The 19828-nt window shown below is 39.5% G+C and carries 17 protein-coding genes and 1 pseudogene; 9 read left to right on the top strand and 9 right to left on the bottom strand.

Going from position 1 to position 19828, the window contains the following annotated elements; all coding sequences use genetic code 11:
* Window positions 1–417 precede the first annotated feature (417 nt).
* Together AC3ISB_RS23275 and AC3ISB_RS23270 are read left to right on the top strand one after the other, a co-directional pair.
* Window positions 418–3219, top strand: a complete 2802-nt coding sequence (locus AC3ISB_RS23275) for a glycoside hydrolase family 3 C-terminal domain-containing protein (RefSeq protein WP_489274559.1) — start codon at window positions 418–420, stop codon at window positions 3217–3219.
* A 118-nt stretch (window positions 3220–3337) separates the two neighbouring features.
* Complete coding sequence (locus AC3ISB_RS23270; RefSeq protein ID WP_489274558.1) at window positions 3338–4762, top strand: glycoside hydrolase family 30 protein; 1425 nt, start codon at window positions 3338–3340, stop codon at window positions 4760–4762.
* 362 nt (window positions 4763–5124) lie between these two features.
* On the opposite strand, the pseudogene AC3ISB_RS23265 reads toward AC3ISB_RS23270, so the two are convergent.
* Window positions 5125–5679, bottom strand: a pseudogene (locus AC3ISB_RS23265) (phosphotransferase family protein); the annotation flags it as partial.
* Window positions 5680–5950: 271 nt separating this feature from the next.
* Here AC3ISB_RS23265 and AC3ISB_RS23260 point away from each other — a divergent pair.
* The 6 genes from AC3ISB_RS23260 (at window position 5951) to AC3ISB_RS23235 (ending at window position 11243) form a co-directional block, all read left to right on the top strand.
* Entirely contained in the window at window positions 5951–6361 is a 411-nt protein-coding gene (locus AC3ISB_RS23260) for a hypothetical protein (RefSeq protein ID WP_480339565.1), read from the top strand.
* 99 nt (window positions 6362–6460) lie between these two features.
* Window positions 6461–7351: an ABC transporter ATP-binding protein gene (locus tag AC3ISB_RS23255; RefSeq protein WP_480339566.1), complete on the top strand. Its 891-nt coding sequence runs from the start codon at window positions 6461–6463 to the stop codon at window positions 7349–7351.
* Window positions 7341–8129 carry a hypothetical protein gene (locus AC3ISB_RS23250; RefSeq protein ID WP_489274555.1) on the top strand — a complete coding sequence of 263 codons (789 nt, stop codon included), beginning with the start codon at window positions 7341–7343 and terminating at the stop codon, window positions 8127–8129. Before AC3ISB_RS23255 ends, AC3ISB_RS23250 begins: the two co-directional genes overlap by 11 nt.
* A gap of 13 nt (window positions 8130–8142) precedes the next feature.
* Complete coding sequence (locus AC3ISB_RS23245) at window positions 8143–8574, top strand: hypothetical protein (protein ID WP_489274553.1); 432 nt, start codon at window positions 8143–8145, stop codon at window positions 8572–8574.
* Window positions 8567–9325 carry an ABC transporter permease gene (locus tag AC3ISB_RS23240; RefSeq protein WP_377407170.1) on the top strand — a complete coding sequence of 253 codons (759 nt, stop codon included), beginning with the start codon at window positions 8567–8569 and terminating at the stop codon, window positions 9323–9325. The genes AC3ISB_RS23245 and AC3ISB_RS23240 overlap by 8 nt, the downstream gene beginning before the upstream one ends.
* A 460-nt stretch (window positions 9326–9785) precedes the next feature.
* Window positions 9786–11243 (top strand): protein adenylyltransferase SelO, encoded by a 1458-nt coding sequence (locus tag AC3ISB_RS23235; protein ID WP_489274550.1) that lies wholly within the window; start codon window positions 9786–9788, stop codon window positions 11241–11243.
* 82 nt (window positions 11244–11325) lie between these two features.
* On the opposite strand, the gene AC3ISB_RS23230 is transcribed toward AC3ISB_RS23235, so the two are convergent.
* Window positions 11326–11754: a MarR family winged helix-turn-helix transcriptional regulator gene (locus tag AC3ISB_RS23230; RefSeq protein ID WP_480339570.1), complete on the bottom strand. Its 429-nt coding sequence runs from the start codon at window positions 11752–11754 to the stop codon at window positions 11326–11328.
* 120 nt (window positions 11755–11874) lie between these two features.
* On the opposite strand from AC3ISB_RS23230, the gene AC3ISB_RS23225 reads away from it, so the two are divergent.
* Window positions 11875–12462, top strand: a complete 588-nt coding sequence (locus tag AC3ISB_RS23225) for an NAD(P)H-dependent oxidoreductase (RefSeq protein WP_141994074.1) — start codon at window positions 11875–11877, stop codon at window positions 12460–12462.
* A gap of 572 nt (window positions 12463–13034) precedes the next feature.
* Here the strand turns inward: AC3ISB_RS23225 and AC3ISB_RS23220 are convergent.
* The 7 genes from AC3ISB_RS23220 to nikC all read right to left on the bottom strand — a co-directional run bounded on the left by AC3ISB_RS23220 (window position 13035) and on the right by nikC (window position 19777).
* A complete protein-coding gene (locus AC3ISB_RS23220; protein WP_489274548.1) occupies window positions 13035–14363 on the bottom strand; it encodes a sodium:solute symporter family transporter in 1329 nt (442 codons plus the stop codon).
* 3 nt (window positions 14364–14366) lie between these two features.
* On the bottom strand, window positions 14367–15065 hold the full coding sequence (locus AC3ISB_RS23215; protein ID WP_098373799.1) for a response regulator transcription factor: 699 nt from the start codon (window positions 15063–15065) through the stop codon (window positions 14367–14369).
* On the bottom strand, window positions 15062–15829 hold the full coding sequence (locus tag AC3ISB_RS23210) for a sensor histidine kinase (protein WP_283898649.1): 768 nt from the start codon (window positions 15827–15829) through the stop codon (window positions 15062–15064). Before AC3ISB_RS23210 ends, AC3ISB_RS23215 begins: the two co-directional genes overlap by 4 nt.
* A gap of 88 nt (window positions 15830–15917) precedes the next feature.
* On the bottom strand, window positions 15918–16907 hold the full coding sequence (locus tag AC3ISB_RS23205; protein ID WP_311625256.1) for an ABC transporter ATP-binding protein: 990 nt from the start codon (window positions 16905–16907) through the stop codon (window positions 15918–15920).
* Window positions 16907–17929, bottom strand: a complete 1023-nt coding sequence (locus tag AC3ISB_RS23200) for an ABC transporter ATP-binding protein (RefSeq protein ID WP_480339572.1) — start codon at window positions 17927–17929, stop codon at window positions 16907–16909. The genes AC3ISB_RS23205 and AC3ISB_RS23200 overlap by 1 nt, the downstream gene beginning before the upstream one ends.
* Window positions 17930–17941: 12 nt before the next feature.
* Complete coding sequence (gene nikB / locus AC3ISB_RS23195; protein WP_144528792.1) at window positions 17942–18862, bottom strand: nickel ABC transporter permease; 921 nt, start codon at window positions 18860–18862, stop codon at window positions 17942–17944.
* Window positions 18863–18874: 12 nt separating this feature from the next.
* Window positions 18875–19777, bottom strand: a complete 903-nt coding sequence (nikC, locus tag AC3ISB_RS23190; protein ID WP_141994079.1) for a nickel transporter permease — start codon at window positions 19775–19777, stop codon at window positions 18875–18877.
* Window positions 19778–19828: the final 51 nt, after the last annotated feature.

Here is a 19828-nt window from a genome sequence, read left to right as displayed (position 1 = left end):
TTTTAGATAACTTATTTGTTTTAAATAGATATATCAAAATAACATTAGCTTCCTGTAAAAGATCCAAGCCCCATAGATAATGGAATAGCCTATTATTGATTTATAGAACTCTACTTTTTCCGCGCCAATAAGTCGGAAATAATACTCTTTCTAAATTCTTCGAATGATTATTTTGACCCGTTTTTTTAAAAATCTGTATAATTTTCAACTTACTAACCTTTAATATAAAACCCTTTCATTTCACCAAAGTCCAGTTTTAACAAATAATAAGGATTATGAAGCAAAGTTAGGCATTTTCACCTGTTTCCTTCGACACCTTGAAATTATACCAAATACCTACTAATTATACCATATATATTAAATATTGTTCTGTAACATTTAGAAGGCAATAATAATTTTGAAAGAGGAGCTGGAAAAATGGTTGGTTTATTAGATGGGAAACGGAAACTTACCGTACTAAGCCTTATTTTTACTTTAGTTCTTAGTATGGTAACTATTCCACTGACGACATCTGCTGAGGCAAATTCGTTTCCGTGGATGAACAAGGAACTTTCTGCTGAAGAAAGAACTAATTTGTTGGTGGATACAATGACACTGGAGGATAAAGTACATTTTATCACCGGTAATTTGAACAATTATTATGGCTTTTATAATAAGGGAGAAGAGAAATATGGGATTCCCGCGTTAACAATGGCAGATGGGCCTGTCGGGGTCCGGATTGCAAATCCGGATGTGCAGAATAAACAATCGACTGCTTTGCCTGCTGCGATTGGATTAGCTGCAACCTGGAATACGGAAACGGCTAAAAAATATGGGGAATTACTTGGGAATGAAGCATTTAATACAACACACAATGTATTGTTAGGACCTGGATTAGATATTGCTAGAAATGCTTTTGGAGGAAGGAACTTTGAATCCTTAGGAGAAGATCCATACTTACAATCACAAATGGCTACAAATTATGTGAATGCGGTTCAAAACAACAATGTATTAGTTACAGCGAAGCATTATCTATTAAACAATCAAGAAAAAGATCGCTTCACAAGTGATTCACAAGCAAGTGAGAGAGCAATAAACGAAATATATGCAAGACCTTTCGCAAGTGTGATAAAAGATGCAGATTTAGGTAGTGTGATGTGTTCCTTTAACCAAGTAAATAGTATGTATGCTTGTGAAAATGAAGATATCCTAACGAAACTATTGAGAGGAAATCTAAATTTTGCTGGCTTTGTCATGAGTGATTACGGGGCAAACGTAAGTACTTCAGAATCAATTAATGCTGGGTTGGATCTTGAAACGCCTGGAGACCCTAATGGTTTATGGGGCGATCACTTAGTACAAGCAGTGAAGAACGGAAAGGTAAGTGAAGAAACAATAAACCAAAGTACGTATCGCATTTTATATCAAATGTTTGATAAAGGTTTATTTGATAACCCTGTGCAAAATAATGAAATTGACGCAAAAGCACATGGTGCAATTGCTCGACAAATCGCTGCAGAAGCAATGGTTTTACTTCAAAATAAAAAAGATGTCTTACCGTTAAATACGGAAAAACTAGATTCAATTGCTGTAATCGGACCGGATGCAGATACTGCTTCTGCTGCGGGTGGGGGTAGTTCTCTTGTGAATCCTACTTATACTGTAAGCCCACTTGAAGGGATTAAAAACCGTGCAGGGAAAAATGTAAAAGTAGAATATGCGGCTGGAACAGATCCAATTAGTGCGGGAGATATTCTTCCAGGACCAAATTCTGTACCATCTGCATTCCTAAAGCCATCAGCTGATGCAATAGAGAATGGATTAAAAGCAGAATACTGGTCGAATAAAAATATGGAAGGCGACCCGGTCTTTGAACATACAACAAAACAAGTTAACTTAAATCTAGGATTTTATAATTTCGAAGGCTTTAATGCTCAATCTTCTAAATTAGATAAACTTCCTACAAATTTAAATGGCATGATGTCGGCAAGCTATACAGGAGTAATCAACGTACCAAAATCTGGTGAGTACAAACTTTCTACCACTAGCTATGGTTCTAGTAAAGTATATATTGATGGCAATCTTGTTATAGATAATGCTGGAGAAGAACTTGGCACTGAAGAGAAAACTGTAACATTAGAAGCAGATAAAAACTATGATGTTAAGATTGAATATAAAACAGATTATCCAAATGCTTCTAGAAATGATGATGGCGGTCAATTACGTTTCGGCTGGGAAGCTGCTGACGATGTTGTAGATGATAATATTGCTAATGCAGTTGAGCTGGCGAAAAAATCAGATGTAGCTGTTATAGTAACAAGAACGTTTGATAGTGAAGGTTATGTAGATCGTTCCGATATGGAATTAACAAATAACCAAGAACAACTTATCAAAGAAGTTGCAAAAGTGAATAAGAATGTGGTTGTTGTAAATGAAAGTGGTATTGCTATTGAAATGGGAGCTTGGAAAGATAATGTTGCTTCTATTGTACAAGCTTGGTATCCCGGACAAGAACAGGGGAATGCTATTGCTGACGTATTATTTGGAGATGTAAATCCATCAGGTAAATTACCTGTTACTTTCCCAGTCGATGAAGATTCAACACCAGTATCATCGGAAGAACAATACCCTGGTATCGACGAAGTGTCAAAATACACGGAAGGTATTTTTGTAGGGTATCGTGGCTTTGAAAAAGCTGGGATAAAGCCAGCCTTCTCCTTTGGACATGGTTTATCTTATACAGAATTTGGCTACAAGAATTTAAAAACAAAGGTAACCTCTTCAAAAGACTCAGAAGAACCTACCTTTAAAGTATCATTAAACTTACGTAATACAGGCGATGTAACCGGATCAGAGGTTGTACAAGTGTATACTGGCAAACTGCCAACAGACGTAGAGACTGCGCCAAAACAATTAGCAGGCTTCCAGAAGGTAGAATTAAAGCCTGGTAAACAAGAAAGAGTAACTATTAAACTCGATGCAAAAGCCTTCGCTTATTATGATGAAGAGAAAAATGAATGGGTAATGCCTTCGGGTCAAGTACCTATTTACGTTGGTAGTTCTTCTGCTGATATTCGCTTAGAAGGTAGTATTACTGTTTCCAATGATAACAGTAAGAATTTTAATCAAGTGAGCAATGCAAATTCAGATAAAAATAATCTAGCAAAAGCAAACACGAATAAAGCAAACAAAAACAAACGTATTAACGCAAGTAATAGGGACAGTCTATCTAGAAGATAATCCTTTTCCCCACAATGAATTTACGTTCATGTGGGGAATTTTTTTCAGATGAGGTGAGAAAATGAATTCCTATCGGAAAAGAACGATCTTAATCCTCCTTCTCCTGGTGTTATTTATAATGTTTATTAGTCGATTCAATTCTTATCTTGAAAGGGAAGAAATTTCGCAGGAAAAAGAAGTTTCTGTTTGGCTTACGACTGGTGATCAAAAGAACTTGTTAACTAGTAAATCCCCTATTCTTTTTTCAGACAAGGAAAAAACAAATGTGCAAACTATAACAATTGATCGTAATACAACTTATCAAACAATGGACGGTTTTGGAGCAGCCATTACTGGTTCTTCTGCCTATTTGATTCAAAAAAAAATGGATGAATCGAAGCGGGAATATTTATTAAATGACTTATTCACCTCTAACGGAATTAATATCAACTATATTCGGCATACCATTGGGGCTTCTGATTTTTCTGTAGATGAGAATGGGAATCCAAGCAGCTACACATATAATGATACAAATGGTGAGCTGGATTTGGAACTAAACCATTTTTCCATCGAAAAAGATCAAGATGTAATTACTACCTTTCAGGCTGTCCTGGCAAAGAAAAGAGATATTAAGATTGTTGGATCTCCATGGACAGCCCCACCCTGGATGAAATATGGTGTAAAAATATTCAATGGCTGGTACTTAGACTATACCAATGAGGAAATATATAGAGCCTATGCTAATTATTTTGTTCGTTATGTACAGGCCTACGAACAAAAAGGGATTCCTATTGATAGCATTACCATTCAAAATGAGCCTGAATTTACTTCACCCAATTATCCGACGATGAGCATGAGTGCAGAAGAACAGGCGAAATTCATTGGACATTATTTAGGTCCAGTATTTGAGTCGAACGGTATCGAAACGAAAATCATCTCCTATGATCATAATTGGGAGGGGGCTTTAGATTATACTACAGCTTTGTTTCAAAATGAGGACGCAAAAAAATATACAGATGGTACTGCGTTTCACTGTTATGAAGGTACTCCGGCTGCAATGACCCAAGTCCATACAAATTTTCCTGATAAAAATACTTATTTTACCGAATGTAGCAGCGGGGAATGGAGCGAAGACTTTGGGGATAATTTAAGCTGGCAAATGTCCAATATTATTATTGGCGCCCCTCGGAATTGGGCAAAAAACGTATTGATGTGGAATATCGCACTCGACGAAAATGGAGGGCCCACAAATGGCGGCTGCGAGAACTGCCGTGGGGTTGTAACGATTAATCAAGCAACCGGTGAAGTTAAGAAGAATGTAGAATACTACGCCATTGGACACGCCAGTAAATTTGTTGGGTCTGATGCCGTTCGGATTGCCTCCACCACATACCTGAGAACAATTGAAACCGTAGCCTATCAAAACCCTGATCACTCTAACGTTTTAATTGCCTCAAATCCAAGTGAAAAAGATCAAGAATTTCAAGTGAATGATGGAGGGGCATTCTTTACTTATACTCTTCCTCCTAAAAGTGCTGTTACTTTTACCTGGGAGTCGAAATAATAAGTTTATTTATACTTTGATGCAATCAAGGTAATAAATCAATGGAGACAAAAAATTAATTCCTGGTACCAAGGCATTCGGATATAGATTAGTGAAAAGTGTGGATCCAAAGTTTTAAAGTAACCAACGTCAGCGTTTTTGCCTTCGTGCCAAGTTTTTAAGGTTATCCTTTTCAACTTTTAGGATTGTATCCATTTCCGGATTTAGCTTATCAAGGGGTACAGCCAACATTTTAACAAAAATATACGCTAAGACAATATTTGGAACAAAAAATCTGATTAGCCCTACTCTAAGGGCAATCAGATTTTTTAATCAAAATGAAATTACATTTAAGTAAACCATTGCAAAACTAGGAGCACATATCATCCAACAATATTTATCAATGTTTGTATATTTTCGGCAAGGAATTCTTTGTTCTTTTCAATACCACGTTTTTTGCACCAAGCTACTCCACTAAATGCGTGGTAAAAAGAATAAAAAGGTAGAAAAGTTTCTAAATTTGGCAAGGTCCGGATGCTTTTGTATCCCAATATAAAATCCTCTTTAGTCTCTGGGTACACGTCCCATACATATTGCTTTATCTTTGTGAAGTCTATTTCAGATGGACCTCCATGCGCACTTTCAAAATCAATAAGCCCAGATATCTTTGATTCATTAAGAACTAATATGTTACCTGGACGAAAGTCCATATGAACTACGCATGGACCATCCACTTCCTGATGTCGAGACAAAACTTCGTTGTAGTAAGCGATACATTTTTTCAATAAATTAGTATCCAGTATCTCCGAACATGGTGTTTCTAAATCTTCTAATTTATGACGAATATATAGCCACCAATTATTACCTTCGACATATTGAAAACCTTCTTTTGTGTCATGCCCAAACCCTGGCATTTTTATATTATGTAACCTAGCTAATAGACTTCCGAATCCTCCACTCGATTGGCAAGTTTCTGTTCACCTGTTTGGGAAAATCATAGATGATATAAAAAAGCCTGCCGAATCGACGGCAGGCTTTTTTTTACAAGCTAATTTTATAACGTTACTTTCCTTGTTTTATGATAAAAATAATACTAAAAGCACATATTTCTGTTATATTTTTAACTAAATTATGACTTTTATAATTAGAAATACCTATAAAACTAAAAAAATATGGTAATATTAATCAGCAAAGTAAGGAGGTGGAATTATGAGAGAGTTTTTTAAAATTATGAGATATTCTATGCTAGCGGTTGTTATTTTCTTATCTAGTAATTTTGTTTCAGGTAATATCAATCAGGCTTCAGCAGTGACAAAATCTACAAGTAATTACCAACAATACTATTCTTGGGTTGGAGTGAAGATTTTTAAAACCGGGGTCTTAGGCTGGTATGATTCTAATGGAAAAAAAGTTACTAAGCATAATAAAGTTTCTCAACAGCACAGTACAGGTGTAGCATGGTCTTTTAGTAATACTCAGTCATATTGGACTTCTACACTTAATACCACACAAGCTAAAGCTTATTCTCAGGCAAAGTTTGTTCTAGGAATATCATCTAGTAGTTTCTCAATTGGACTTCAAAGTACGACAAAAGGTATAACTGCTACAGGAAAACCTTAATGGATATTTAATTTCTATGGACAATTTATGCTAGATTAAAGGTATTTAATATTTAATCTACATAAGTTGTCCTATTTAATACTAAAAAAGAGGATGCTTATGAAGACAATAGAAGTGAATAATTTAAGTAAGGAATATAAAAATACTAGTGCTTTAAATGATATAAACTTAGAAATAAACAAAGGAAGGGTTGTCGGATTATTAGGCAAAAATGGGGCGGGTAAAACAACGCTAAATAAACTAATTACTGGACTGATTTTTCCTTCAGCTGGATCAATCAAAGTGTTAGGAGAAGTCCCAAAAGGGGGGCAAAAGAAAGTTGGCTTTTTATCAGAGAATATTGCCCTTTATCCCAAATTAAGTGCTAGAGAAAACTTGGAAATCTCCATATTACAAGAAGGTAATTCCCCTAAAAGAGATCAAATTTCAAAAATATTAAAAACAGTTTCAATTCAAGATACAAGAAAAAAGGCTAATGATTTTTCTTTAGGAATGAAGAGAAGATTACAATTAGCTATGACTGTGTTAGCTAACGATAGAGAGCTTCTTATTCTAGATGAACCAACAAATGGATTAGATTTAGATGGAGTTTTATGGCTGAAAAATATGATCCTAGAATTAAAAAATCAAGGGAAAACCATTTTACTTTCTAGTCATTCTATTCTTCAAATGGAGGATGTTTTAACTGACTACATTATTCTTAACAAGGGTATACTTGCTGATAGTGGTGAAATGACTATTCTAACTGAAGGGATACTTAATATTGAAATAAGAATTGAAGAAATTGAAAAAGCAAAAACCGCACTCGTGAAAAAAGGATATTTGTATAACCAACATGGTAATTTTATAGTGATTCCGTTGAAGATAGATTATATGCATTACTTAAGAGTATTAAATGAAGAAGACATATATCCTATCTCGTATAATTTAAAAAAGAAATCACTTGTAGACAGATTCCATCAGTATGCTGGTGGTGATAATGATGATTAGCAAGAAAGTGCAAGGTGAAAATTTAAAACTAAAAAAAGCAACCGAACTCATCTCTATAATCTGCTTATTTATTGTTTTTTTCTTACTTATGTTTTTCCAGAAAGCATTTAATAGTGAATCTGGATATTACACACCAGAGTTGTTGTCTATACAATATATGAGTTCGTTTAATTTATTACTGTTATCATTGGTAGGTTTTATTCCTGGATCAGTATTAGGTGCTTATATTTCAGGAGTTGATTATAAGCACAATACAAATGTTTATGTGATTATAAATATGGGCCGAGTTCAATCTGTAGTTATCAAAATAATAACATTATTATTAGGGATAATGTGCTTAGTCATACTTATGATTTGCCTTGGAGTGTTGGAGGGTTTTTTTGTAGATAATCAACGGCCTTTTTATATTGAGTGGAAAATGCTTTTTGCACAATTTTTTTGCTGTTATATTATTCTTTTGTGTTCATCTATGATCGGATTTTTAGGAGCTACATTTACTAAAAGAGTATATGGTGGAATTTTAATTGCAATAGTTTTTCCTATATTGCTCGAAAGATTTTCGCTCTATGTACCGATGCTTAAGTATTTTAATTTGAATGAATATTATGCGTCCTTGATAGGTCATTCATTTAAAAATATGGCAGGTGATCCTCAAATCCAATTTAGTAATTTAACGTCGGTTTCTTATGGGAGTAGTGTGTTTATAATTACGGCCATTATTTTATTTATTTTAATTATAAATATAATAATTGTTGTAAAAAGAGACTTCAAGGCATAGGGGATATTAAATTATGAAAAAAATTATATGGGTAATAGGTGCAATCTTGCTGCTTGGTCTAATCTTGATAAATATTTCATCAGAAGATACAGGAACAATGGCTACGGATGGAATTGAAATTAATACAACATATTTAAAAGATTCTGAAGATTTAGTAGCCGATATGAGTATATCTGGCAACCTTCGTAAAGAGAAAACGCTTGATATAAAAACTCTTTTAAAAGAAGATAATACTATTTCAATAAAGAACGATCAATCTGGTAGTGAAATCGAATGTATAGTAATTAATTCAAATGGAAAAAAAGTATTATCTGAAATAATAAAAGGAGATGCAATTTGTTCATTTAAATCATTTTCTGGAGTAGGAAATGTCAAATTAGTTTTAAATGGTGGGAAACATGACGCAATGATTATTATTAATGGGGATGAGATTAATAATGAATAACTGGTTAAAAGCAGAATCTATAAAGATAAAGAATAATATTCTGCTATGGATTAGTCTAGGTCTAACCTTTTTATTTATGATTTATATAGTTTTTGATCCATTTCCATATGTTGAATTAAAGATATCTAGTTATCTCAGTTCAGTTTTTTTATTATCACTAACGGTTTTCGGTACAATAACGTTTATTATTTTAGGTGCTTTTCTTAGTTATGAGGAGTATTCATGGAATACATTACATTTACTTATCGGTTCTTATAGTAGAATTAAGTCATTTTACTATAAATCATTATATATTTTACTAGTTAGTTTTTTTATAACTGTTTTGACTACTTTTCTTAGCTTAGTATTGCATATTTATATAGGAGTGCCTGGAGAAATATTTAGTCTTCAAGTATTTACACAAATTTTTGTAGTTAGTCTAATTTGTTTTTTTTGGGGAGAACTAGCGTTTGTTCTTTCTCTTATAACTAAAAATGTTATGTATAGTGTATTGATAGTGTTCTTTATCAGTTTTTTTGAACCCGCAATCTATAGTCACGTTAATGAGGAATTACTTAAATATTTAATTGTTTATAATCAGAAAGGTGTTTTAGCTCTAACCTTCTCTAACTTAATTGAAGGGAGTTATATCATTGTTCCTGATTTAAATTACCCTTCATTAACATGGAGTATCTTTTTTCAATTAGGTTTAATTGGTGCTATTCTTTTTATTGGGTACCAGTATATTAAGAAATGTTCAATCACTAGTTAATTTGTATTAGATTTAATGCATTTTTATATACCTAGTCCGATGGCTCACTTATAGCAGGATAACAAGTGAAATCAATCGAATGATGATAAGGATTAAAAAAAATGCAGTGCATTTTAAAGAAAATCATAGTTTTCTCCATCTTAATTTCTAAATTATCACGCTAAATCGCAAAAGTGGAAATGGTAATCGACAAGCAGGAACCCATTAAGGGGCACTGCTTTTTTTCATTCTAAGGGACCGATGAGGATATTGGCGCTTTACACAATCGTTTTATGGAATCCCGGAAGGCGCCAATGATTTTACATGACTTTAAAAGAGCCATTTTTATGCAGAAACGGTATAATTAATTGGCAGAAGTAGACATTAATATGGACTGCAACTGAGTTTTATCACGTGTTTTAATATGAATCTTGAGAGAAAGAACATTTATACAAAAGTCAAAATAAGAAAAGGAGAAACCATGACTAATGAAACAGGTTGGAATTTAGACAATAGCTATGCGCGTCTTCCGGAAAAGTTTTTCACGAGCACGAATCCGACTCCTGTACGTTCACCGGAGTTGATCATTCTGAATGAACCTTTGGCGGATTCTCTTGGTTTGAACGTTCAAAAGCTTCAAAGCGAAGATGGTGTGGAGGTGTTTGCCGGAAACGAGATTCCCGAAGGTGCTTCGCCTCTTGCACAAGCATATGCTGGGCATCAATTCGGTCATTTTAACATGTTAGGGGACGGCCGGGCGATATTGCTTGGCGAGCAGGTCTTGCCAGAAGGCGAGAGGGTCGATATCCAGCTGAAGGGTCCAGGAAGAACGCCATACTCCCGCGGGGGCGATGGCCGGGCTGCACTTGGACCGATGCTGCGCGAATACATCATCAGCGAGGCGATGCACGGGCTCGGCATTCCTACCACCCGAAGTCTGGCAGTAGTGACGACCGGTGAAACGGTAATCCGTGAAACCGGGCTGCCGGGTGCCATCATGACCCGTGTGGCTTCGAGTCACCTTCGTGTCGGAACCTTTCAATTCGCTGCAAAATGGGGCACGCTCGAGGAACTCCGGACACTTGCCGACTATGCCATTAAGCGTCATTTTCCAGACATTGAAGCCGATGAAAGCCGTTATCTCGCGCTGCTGCAGGAAGTGGTCAAGCGTCAGGCTGAGCTTATCGCCCAATGGCAGCTGGTTGGCTTCATTCATGGGGTGATGAACACCGACAACATGACGATTAGCGGGGAAACCATCGATTATGGCCCTTGCGCCTTCATGGATGCCTATGATCCTGCAACGGTATTCAGTTCAATTGATAGACAAGGCCGCTATGCCTATGGCAACCAGCCGGTTATTGGGGGATGGAATCTTGCACGATTCGCTGAGTCCCTATTGCCGCTGTTGCACGATGACCAAGATCAGGCCGTAACACTGGCACAAGATAAGATTACTGTTTTTAATGATCTGTATCACTCTAATTGGTTAGCGGGAATGAGGGCAAAACTGGGGATATTCAACGAAGAGACTCAGGATGAAGCCCTTATTAATGGCATCCTCAGTATGATGAAGAAGCATGGTGCCGACTATACTAATACGTTCCGTGCTTTGACCTTTGATAAAGTGGAGGACACGGTCCTTTTCGGTACACCGGAATTCGCTCAGTGGCAAGAGCTTTGGCAGGCAAGACTGGGCAGGCAGAAGGAATCGAAAGAATCTTCGAATCAATTGATGCAGAACAGCAATCCTGCAGTGATCCCACGGAACCACCGGGTGGAAGAGGCGTTGGAAGCGGCAGTGGAACAAGGGGACTACAATGTGATGGAACGGCTTTTGGATGTTCTTGCAAAACCTTATGCACACTGCGAGGAACAAGCTGAATACGCCGCACTGCCTGAGTCAACAAAACCATACCGGACCTTTTGCGGTACCTGATTATAATGGAGATTATGAAGGAGCTCCCGAGATTGAAGTTGATTCTTTGTCAACTTCAATCTCGGGAGCCGTTTTTGTTTATTTAGTAAAAAAGTTTTGTTTGAAGAATGTCCAGGGCACGGTCAATATCCGCTAAATCTTCCTTTGATGCATGTTGCAGCCGGCTTTGGAAACGGGATTCCACGATTGCAAAAGCCTCGTTCATCATCATTTCCCCCTCTTTGGAGAGGCGGATGTATTGTTTCCGTCTATCTTCCGAATCACTTATTTTTTCAATTAAATTCTTTTCGTTTAATTTTTTCAGTTCACGGCTCGTGTTAGGCATGGAGATGTGCTGACAGTCACTGATTTCACTTGGTGTGACAGGCTGACTGACTGTTATATATTCAAGAATTTTATATTGTACCGGCGTGATGGAATCGGATTTGGCGTTTTGGGTCAATTCGTGTGTCACTTGATGTACGGAAGTTGTAAATGTGACCATTTTTTCAAAAAGAGCTTTTTTGTCCATAACTTTCACCTCTCTTGTGAAGATATCAAAAGTGTTATCAAAATACAATTATCATTTGACAATAAAAATGGTGCTGTTATATTATTGTTATCAATTGATAAGTAAATAGGGGGGTACGTCATGAACGTGCTGGTCATCTACACATATCCAAATCATGAAAGCTTAAGCCATGCTTTTTTAGAAAAAGTCATCAAAGGCAGTAACGAGAACCCCAACATAAAGGGGCTGCAGGTCTTGGATTTATATGAAGAGGGCTTTAATCCGCTCTTGGAGTTCAATGAGCATAAACGAAGGCGTGATATGCATCGTGATCCTCAGCTTGAAAAATATAGAAATCAAATTACCTGGGCCGACAAGATTGTCTTTGTCTATCCAATCTGGTGGGGGAGGCCTCCGGCAATGCTGATGGGATACATTGATCAATTATTTTCTGCGAATTTTGCTTACAGGGATAAAAAGGGCTTGTTCCCAGAGGGTCTTCTAAAGGGAAAGTCGGTCGTATGTGTGTCCACTATGAAGGGACCTGCAAAGTATCCACTTCTCTGGTTGAATGATGCGCATAAAATCTTGATGAAAAGAGCGTTATTCAATTTTGTCGGAATTAAAAAAGTGAAGTTTTTCGAATTCGGTAATATGGAAAGCCCAAAGGGGAAACAGACTCAAAAGCTGGAAAAGGTTTATCGGTATTTCAGAAAGGTGGCAAGCTAAGTTATTCCGAGATTAATAGAGGGATTTCAGATGTAAACAAACTAGATAATAATTGATTTTGCCTACAGTTTTTTTATTTAAAAAAAGTTTCAGTTGATTTCAGAAATCCGCTCCCTTTCCGCCGACTGTCTGCCAAGCCGCATCAAAGCAAGCGGCTGTGGGGTCTCGGCTAGCCAGTAATTCGGCAGGAGTGTCGCAAATTTCTTCAATCCAATAAGGATTACAGCAAAAAAAACATTAAGGATAATCTAGTCTTGTATTAAATTCATGGTAATAATTTCGGATTCAGGATAAGATCCTTTAAGATCCCCAGTAATGGCTTGTACAATTTGTACGTTGATTGGAAGGTAGGGGCACTCTTTCCGCGGGCGGTCCGGGAGCCTTTTCTAAGCAGGAGTCTCGCACCTTCCGTTCAATTAACTTAGCTTTTTTCTACAAACTGTCTTGATCTATAAAGATTAGGCTTTTTTTATTTGTGTGATATTGAATTCTCTCAAGACCTGCGGAGCCAAATACACGCAGAGGTGATTACATAGTTTGTTATGTAACCACTTTGCCATCCGCCTTCTTAATCAATCCCGTTTTGTTTTCACGGACCTCCATTTGTTCTTGATGAGGGTAAGGATCATACAAATCACCATGATCGTCAATGAAGCCAATCCGCTAAACCATATGCTTTGGAATTCACTTACATAAGGCCGGATGATGTATGAAGCCACAATGGCCAGGACCGCGCTTATCGGTATGTAATCAGCGACTTTCCCTTTGCTGAATACGATAACCAGTATTGGGGCCAGCAATGCCGAATATATATTGCCTGAATAAAATAAGAGCTCTAATAGGTTTGGGGAATAGAAGAGTGTAGCAACGAAAACCAATCCTCCGATACAGATTGAAAGCAGGCAGGCCATCCTTATTTTTTGCTGGTCGCTTTTTTTTGTTTTTAGTGGTTCAAGAATATTGGCTACGATCAGGCTTACCAATGAATGCAGGCAGGCACCGAATGTTGAGGTGATTGCACTGAAAGCGCAGAGCACAAAAAGGATGAAAAAGAATGGTGTCGTTATTTTGTTTGCCAATCCAGCCAGGATCGAGTGTATATCAGTGAAGCCGCCCGTAAAGATAACCATGATGAACAGGGATGAAAAGGAGAGCGGGAATATGATCCAGATAAGGCCGGATAAAGAGAATGTTAAGGGAACCTTTTTCATTTCCATCATGAATAATCGCTGCCATGATGTCAGGTCAAAGAAAAACTGGCCGAACCCGACAAGAAGTCCTGCTAAAAGAAAACTCCATAGATCATACTTATTGATTACGAGCATGTATGGATGGTATAAACGAATCCCATCATAAACAGGCTGAATCCCTTCCTTGACGAAAAAGTATAAAGGAATCAAGATTACCGCGGCAAACATGAAGATGACTTGAAAAGCTGCGAGTCCATGAATGAGCTTTAACCCGCCGAATCCAGCATAAAGGACACAAAAACCGAAAAAAAAGAACAATCCGACATAGAGCGGGGTATCGAAAAGAAACTGACATAGGGTGGACGCAGCCATTCCCTGAATGAATAAGATGTGTAAACTGGTTATGACCAGAATCACGATCAATATCCAATATCCGAGGGGGTGAAGCCGGGCTTTTAAATAGTCCCCGATGGTCAACCCCACGGGGAAATCCTGCCGAACCCTTTTCCCGATGAAGCTGAACATGGACAGGGCGATCGCTCCCATCAGGGCGTATCCGATCCCTCCGAAAACTCCATACTTCACCATCGATTCAGGGGAGGATAATATTGTGGTTCCTGTCACCCAGCGTGCCAGGAGGGAGATGATCCCTAAACCCATCCCGATTTGAATGGGGCCTTGTACGTATTCTTGAAATGTACGTGATCGCAATGTTCATTTTCCTTTCTCGCGGAACTCCTTGGGCGTGATTCCCTCTATCTTCCGGAATAAAGTGCTGAAATAATGCTGGCTATTGAAACCCGAGTTTTCAGCAACGTCTGATATGCTCCAGCTGGTGTTATTGGTTAAGGCCCTTTTAGCGGCCTTTATTCTATAGTGCATTAAATATTCCGAAAAGGAAGTGCCGACTTCTTCATGGAATTTCCTGCTTAAATAAGTCGGATTGGTATGCACTTCACGAGCGATGTCCGAAAGGGAGAGTTTTTCGGCATAATTTTCATGAATGAATGAAAGCGAATGGTGAATAAGGGTTGAATAGTTATGAGAAGATTCCCTTTTGTCATACTTGGCCAGGACTTTATGCAAATCACTTTCTATTACGGGTTTCGTTAAATAATCAACAACGCCTATCCTGATGGATTGCTGGGCATAATCGAAACTTTGATGCGCGGTCACCATTATGATTTCGACTTCTTTGTTCAGTGCCCTTAGGTCTTCACCAAATTCAAGACCAGATCGCCCCGGTAGATTAATATCCAGGAAAGCGAGGTTGATTTTATGATTTTGGTTGAGGGTCAGTGCCTGACAGGCATCAGCAGCTTTGTAAAACTTCCAAAAAGGGTAGATGGACTGAATCATATATTCCATTTGTTCAAGGACCAATGGTTCGTCATCAACTAATAATACATTCATTCCGGCTCCGCCTCCTCCAATTTCTTATCAAAAACAAGTGGCCATGATACCTCTACCTTAGTTCCCGATTCATTAGAAGCTATATTCAATTGTGCACGGTCATTAAAATACAAATATAAACGTTTTTGGATATTATCCAGGCCATGGCCGCCTTCGTCCGTAACGGAAGATTCATTTCCCATTAATCCATTATCCGCCACTTCCAGATATACCATCTGCGAATCCAGATAGAACCTGATATGCAGCAGGGCTTCACCCACTTTTTTTTCCAAACCGTGTTTAAACGAATTCTCCACCAATGTCTGGAGAATGAAGGGTGGGACCAGTGCGATTGATAATGGTTCTGGGCACTCCATGTCAATCTTGAGCCGATCACCGAAGCGAAGGGTCTGGATGTCGAGATAATGCTGGGTATACTGGATTTCCTGGGAAAGGGGGATCAACGGTTCTGATGCTTTATATTTGAATTTCAGGAATTGCGAAAATGCCTCTAAGGCCCGTATCAATTCAGCCGTCCTGTTAAGGCGGGCCAAGCCCAGTATGACGTTCAGTGTATTGAACAAAAAGTGTGGCTGGATTTGCTGGTTCAATTTATTATACTGTGCTTCTTGCAGTGCTTGCTCCAGGCGGATCTCTTTGTTTTTATTTTCAAGAAGGTCGATCCTTTTCTCGAATATGAATAGAAATAAAAGAGCGATAGCTCCCATGATGGGAGCTAAAATGAAGAGCATGATAATTAATGTGAATCCTTCGTAACTTAGCATGGAGAACCTCTGCTGGTTATATTTTTAAATAACTTGAATTATTCTGTTTATTAGTATCATACTAAAGACCCCTTCGGAAATCTACAGGTTATGACACAATGTGACAAGCCACTTGATGATTTTGTGCCGATCTTTTTAGTTCAGGCAGCTGTGTTTTGCAGATATCCTGTACAAAAGGACACCGTGTATGGAAGCGGCAGCCGCTTGGAGGGTCGATGGGTGAGGGGACATCACCCGTCAATAGGATCCGTTCTCTTTCATGCACAGGATTCGGTACTGGGATGGCCGATAGCAATGCCCTTGTATATGGATGCTGCGGCTGTTCGAAAATGGACTTTTTATCGGCTATTTCGACTATCTTTCCGAGATACATGACCATTACCCGATCCGAGATATGTCTGACCACGCCTAAATCATGTGAGATGAAAAGAAAGGTAAGGTCGAACTGGCGCTGTAAGGATTTTAATAAATTCAGCACTTGCGCTTGAATGGAGACATCCAGTGCAGATACAGCTTCGTCACATATGATCAATTTTGGGTCCACTGCCAGAGCCCGCGCAATGCCGATCCGCTGTCTCTGGCCGCCGCTGAATTCATGCGGGTATCTTTCCATGGATTCCGGTCTCAGCCCGACATGTCCCAATAATTCTTCAATCCGGCTCTTTCGGTTTTCTTTAGGTACTACATTTTGGATGGCCAAAGCTTCTCCGAGAATTTTGCCGATCGTCTGTCTCGGATTAAGGGAGGCAAATGGATCTTGAAAAATGACTTGCAGATCCTTCCTGGTACGCCTCATTTCTTTTTTTCCTAAACTCAGTAAATCCTTATCCTGAAAGTGAATGCTCCCGCTTGTTGGTTCATCCAAACGAAGGATGGCCCTTCCGGTAGTCGATTTTCCGCAGCCGGATTCGCCGACTATGCTTAAGGTCTCGCCCTGATGGATATCAAAGGTAATATCATCAACGGCTTTAACATGATTGATGGTTCTTCCGAAAAACCCGCCCTTGATCGGAAAATATTGTTTCAATTGATCCACTTTAAGCAGAACCTTTTTCTCTGCAGCTGGTACACCCATCATTAAATTCCCACCTTCTCTTGAGCGTCATATTCCTTCTCCCATTGGGGGGTGAACATCCAACAGCTGACCTCGGTGCTTGGGCCGATAGCCTGGAGATCCGGTACGGCCTGTTCACAAATGCCCCTCGCATGTGCGCAGCGGGGAGCGAAGCTACAGCCCTTGGGCATGTTGTAAGGACTTGGAACGGTCCCGGGGATTGTAGTCAGCTCTTCCTGGTCCATGTCCAGACGCGGAAGGGAGTTCAATAAGCCAATGGTGTATGGATGTTTTGGGTTTGTGAATATTTCCTTGGCTAAAGTGTATTCGACGATTTTTCCTGCGTACATGACGGCAACCCGGTCACAGGTTTCGTATACGACACCCAAATCATGAGTGATCAAAATGACAGCCGTCCCGAAATCCTTTTGCAGCGTCTTGATCAGTTCGAGGATTTGAGCCTGGATCGTCACATCAAGTGCTGTTGTAGGTTCATCCGCTATTAAAACCTCAGGGTGGCAGGCAAGTGCCATGGCAATCATGACCCTTTGCCTCATTCCGCCGCTTAGCTCATGCGGCTCCTGTTTTGCCCTTTTTTCGGGTGAGGGGATGCCGACGAGCCGAAGCATGTCGACCGCTTTATTCCATGCTTCCTTTTTTCCCAGCTTTTGATGGAGCCGGATCGCTTCTGCAATTTGTTCTCCCGCTGAATATACGGGATTCAATGATGTCATCGGCTCCTGAAAAATCATCGAAATTTCATTCCCGCGTATGGACCGCATCTGTTTTTCAGACTTCGTAAGCAGGTCCTCCCCTTTAAAAAGGATGCTGCCACCGGCAATCTTGCCGGGTGGCGATGGAATGAGCCTTAATAACGATAGTGATGTTATGCTTTTCCCGCTTCCCGACTCCCCGACGATTCCAAGCGTTTCCCCTTTATTAAGGGAGAAACTGATTCCGTTGACTGCTTTACTCGTTCCTTCGTCAGTGAAAAAGTGGGTCTGCAGATTTTTTACCTCCAGAATTTTATCATCAACCTGTTTCATCATCATACCTCCTTAGTTCAAGTCTATTCTTTTGTTAAAGTATCGATAGAGGACATCCACTGCCAAGTTCATGAATACGAAGATAACGGAAGCGATGAGGACCCCGCCTTGGACCATCGGCAAATCCCTCGTTCTGATTGCATCGACTATCAATCTCCCAAGTCCATTGATGGCAAAAACGGACTCTGTCAATACGGTGCCGCCAAGGAGTGCACCGAACTGGAGGCCAACGACTGTAATGACGGGGATTAGCGCATTTTTCAGGCCATGTTTATAAATGATGATATATTCTTTTAATCCCTTGGCTCTTGCGGTCCGGATGTAGTCCTGGCGAACGACTTCAAGCATGCTCGACCTGGTCATCCTGGCTACAATGGCCGCCCCTCCTGCCCCAAGGGTTATGGCTGGGAGTATCATGTGCCTGAAAGTTCCCCAACCTGAAACCGGAAACAAATGAAGGTTAACGGAAAAGAAGTAGATAAGCATGAGGCCCAACCAAAAACTAGGTAACGAGATTCCCAGTAAAGCAACGATCATGATGGAAATGTCAGCTGCCGAGTATTGCTTGGTAGCCGAGATGATTCCTGCGATCATTCCAAGCACGACGGTTATGAAAATGCTGGCAAGTGCAAGTTCAAGGGTGATGGGCAAACGGACCATGATTTCGTCCAAAACAGGGCGGCTGCTGCGGAGTGATTCCCCAAAGTCACCTTGAACGGCATGAAGGACATAGTCAACATATTGATAGAGGATTGGACGATCCAAGCCAAGCTCATGCCGCAGCGATTCAATTGTTTCTTTAGTCGCTCCTTCACCTGCAAGCAGTGTTGCCGGATCTCCAGGTACCATTTGCATGATGAGGAAAACAACAAGACTTACTCCCAGTAAAACCGGTATGGTTTGAAGTACCCGTCGGATAATAAATACGAACATTTTCTCTCCTCCTTATTTTTTCATTCTTGGATCCAGGGCATCTCTAAGTCCATCCCCGAAGATGTTGAAACCAAGTACCAGTGTTGATATCGCTATCCCCGGAAACAAAGCGATGTGGGGGGCGCTGAACAAATAATCCCGACCGCTGCTCAGCATCGCTCCCCATTCTGGCGAGGGCGGCTGGGCTCCCAGTCCGAGAAATGATAATCCGGCTGCCGACAGAATGGCCGTTGCCAGACGTAATGTGGCTTGAACGATGACAGGTGATAGAATATTCGGAAAAATATGCTTGCATATGATTGTGAAATCAGTGGCTCCCAATGCACGAATGGCATCGATATATTCCAGCTTCCTGACTGACAATGTGGAACCGCGTACAATTCGGGCAAACATCGGTATGGAAAAGACGCCGACCGCTACCATTACATTGATTAAACTTGGACCAAGGGCACTGATGATGGCGAGAGCAAGCAATATTCCCGGGAAAGCCAGCAGAACATCGACAATCCTCATAATGACGGTATCGATCCATCTTCCGTAATAACCAGCTGTTAACCCGAGGAGTATGCCAATGAACGCCCCGAAGAATACAGAGACAAACCCGACCGTTAATGAAAGCCTTGTCCCATATAATAATCTGCTTAAAATATCCCTTCCCTTATCATCCGTACCCATCCAATGTTCGGCTGACGGAGGCTGGAGTTTGTTGACTAAATCAATTTCATACGGATCCTGCGGTGAGATCAAAGGTGCAAAGATAGCCAATAAAATATAAAAAAGTACGATGTACCCGCCTATCAATGCCAATTTATTTCGTTTGAATTTTTTATAAAAGGCTTTCCAGTGTCTTAGTTTCGGAGATTTTCTTTCGTTTACATTCAATTCGGTATTATTGATTACGACCTCTGGCTTCATTGGACTTCCTCCTTTTCTTTCATTCAATTTATTCAAAAAAGGAATTGAAGT

It is taken from the genome of Peribacillus sp. GL_122 (assembly GCF_057835005.1).
This window is presented reverse-complemented; position numbering and strand designations above follow the sequence as displayed.

Excerpts from the sequence above, each read along its gene's own strand:
- AC3ISB_RS23235 (WP_489274550.1), top strand. The coding sequence starts at position 9,786 with ATGACTAATGAAACAGGTTGGAATTTAGACAATAGCTATGCGCGTCTT.
- AC3ISB_RS23260 (WP_480339565.1), top strand. The coding sequence starts at position 5,951 with ATGAGAGAGTTTTTTAAAATTATGAGATATTCTATGCTAGCGGTTGTT.
- AC3ISB_RS23255 (WP_480339566.1), top strand. The coding sequence starts at position 6,461 with ATGAAGACAATAGAAGTGAATAATTTAAGTAAGGAATATAAAAATACT.
- AC3ISB_RS23205 (WP_311625256.1), bottom strand. The coding sequence starts at position 16,907 with ATGATGGGTGTACCAGCTGCAGAGAAAAAGGTTCTGCTTAAAGTGGAT.
- AC3ISB_RS23200 (WP_480339572.1), bottom strand. The coding sequence starts at position 17,929 with ATGAAACAGGTTGATGATAAAATTCTGGAGGTAAAAAATCTGCAGACC.
- AC3ISB_RS23240 (WP_377407170.1), top strand. The coding sequence starts at position 8,567 with ATGAATAACTGGTTAAAAGCAGAATCTATAAAGATAAAGAATAATATT.
- AC3ISB_RS23215 (WP_098373799.1), bottom strand. The coding sequence starts at position 15,065 with ATGAATGTATTATTAGTTGATGACGAACCATTGGTCCTTGAACAAATG.
- AC3ISB_RS23210 (WP_283898649.1), bottom strand. The coding sequence starts at position 15,829 with ATGCTAAGTTACGAAGGATTCACATTAATTATCATGCTCTTCATTTTA.
- AC3ISB_RS23250 (WP_489274555.1), top strand. The coding sequence starts at position 7,341 with ATGATGATTAGCAAGAAAGTGCAAGGTGAAAATTTAAAACTAAAAAAA.
- AC3ISB_RS23275 (WP_489274559.1), top strand. The coding sequence starts at position 418 with ATGGTTGGTTTATTAGATGGGAAACGGAAACTTACCGTACTAAGCCTT.
- AC3ISB_RS23245 (WP_489274553.1), top strand. The coding sequence starts at position 8,143 with ATGAAAAAAATTATATGGGTAATAGGTGCAATCTTGCTGCTTGGTCTA.
- nikB (WP_144528792.1), bottom strand. The coding sequence starts at position 18,862 with ATGTTCGTATTTATTATCCGACGGGTACTTCAAACCATACCGGTTTTA.
- nikC (WP_141994079.1), bottom strand. The coding sequence starts at position 19,777 with ATGAAGCCAGAGGTCGTAATCAATAATACCGAATTGAATGTAAACGAA.
- AC3ISB_RS23270 (WP_489274558.1), top strand. The coding sequence starts at position 3,338 with ATGTTTATTAGTCGATTCAATTCTTATCTTGAAAGGGAAGAAATTTCG.
- AC3ISB_RS23225 (WP_141994074.1), top strand. The coding sequence starts at position 11,875 with ATGAACGTGCTGGTCATCTACACATATCCAAATCATGAAAGCTTAAGC.
- AC3ISB_RS23230 (WP_480339570.1), bottom strand. The coding sequence starts at position 11,754 with ATGGACAAAAAAGCTCTTTTTGAAAAAATGGTCACATTTACAACTTCC.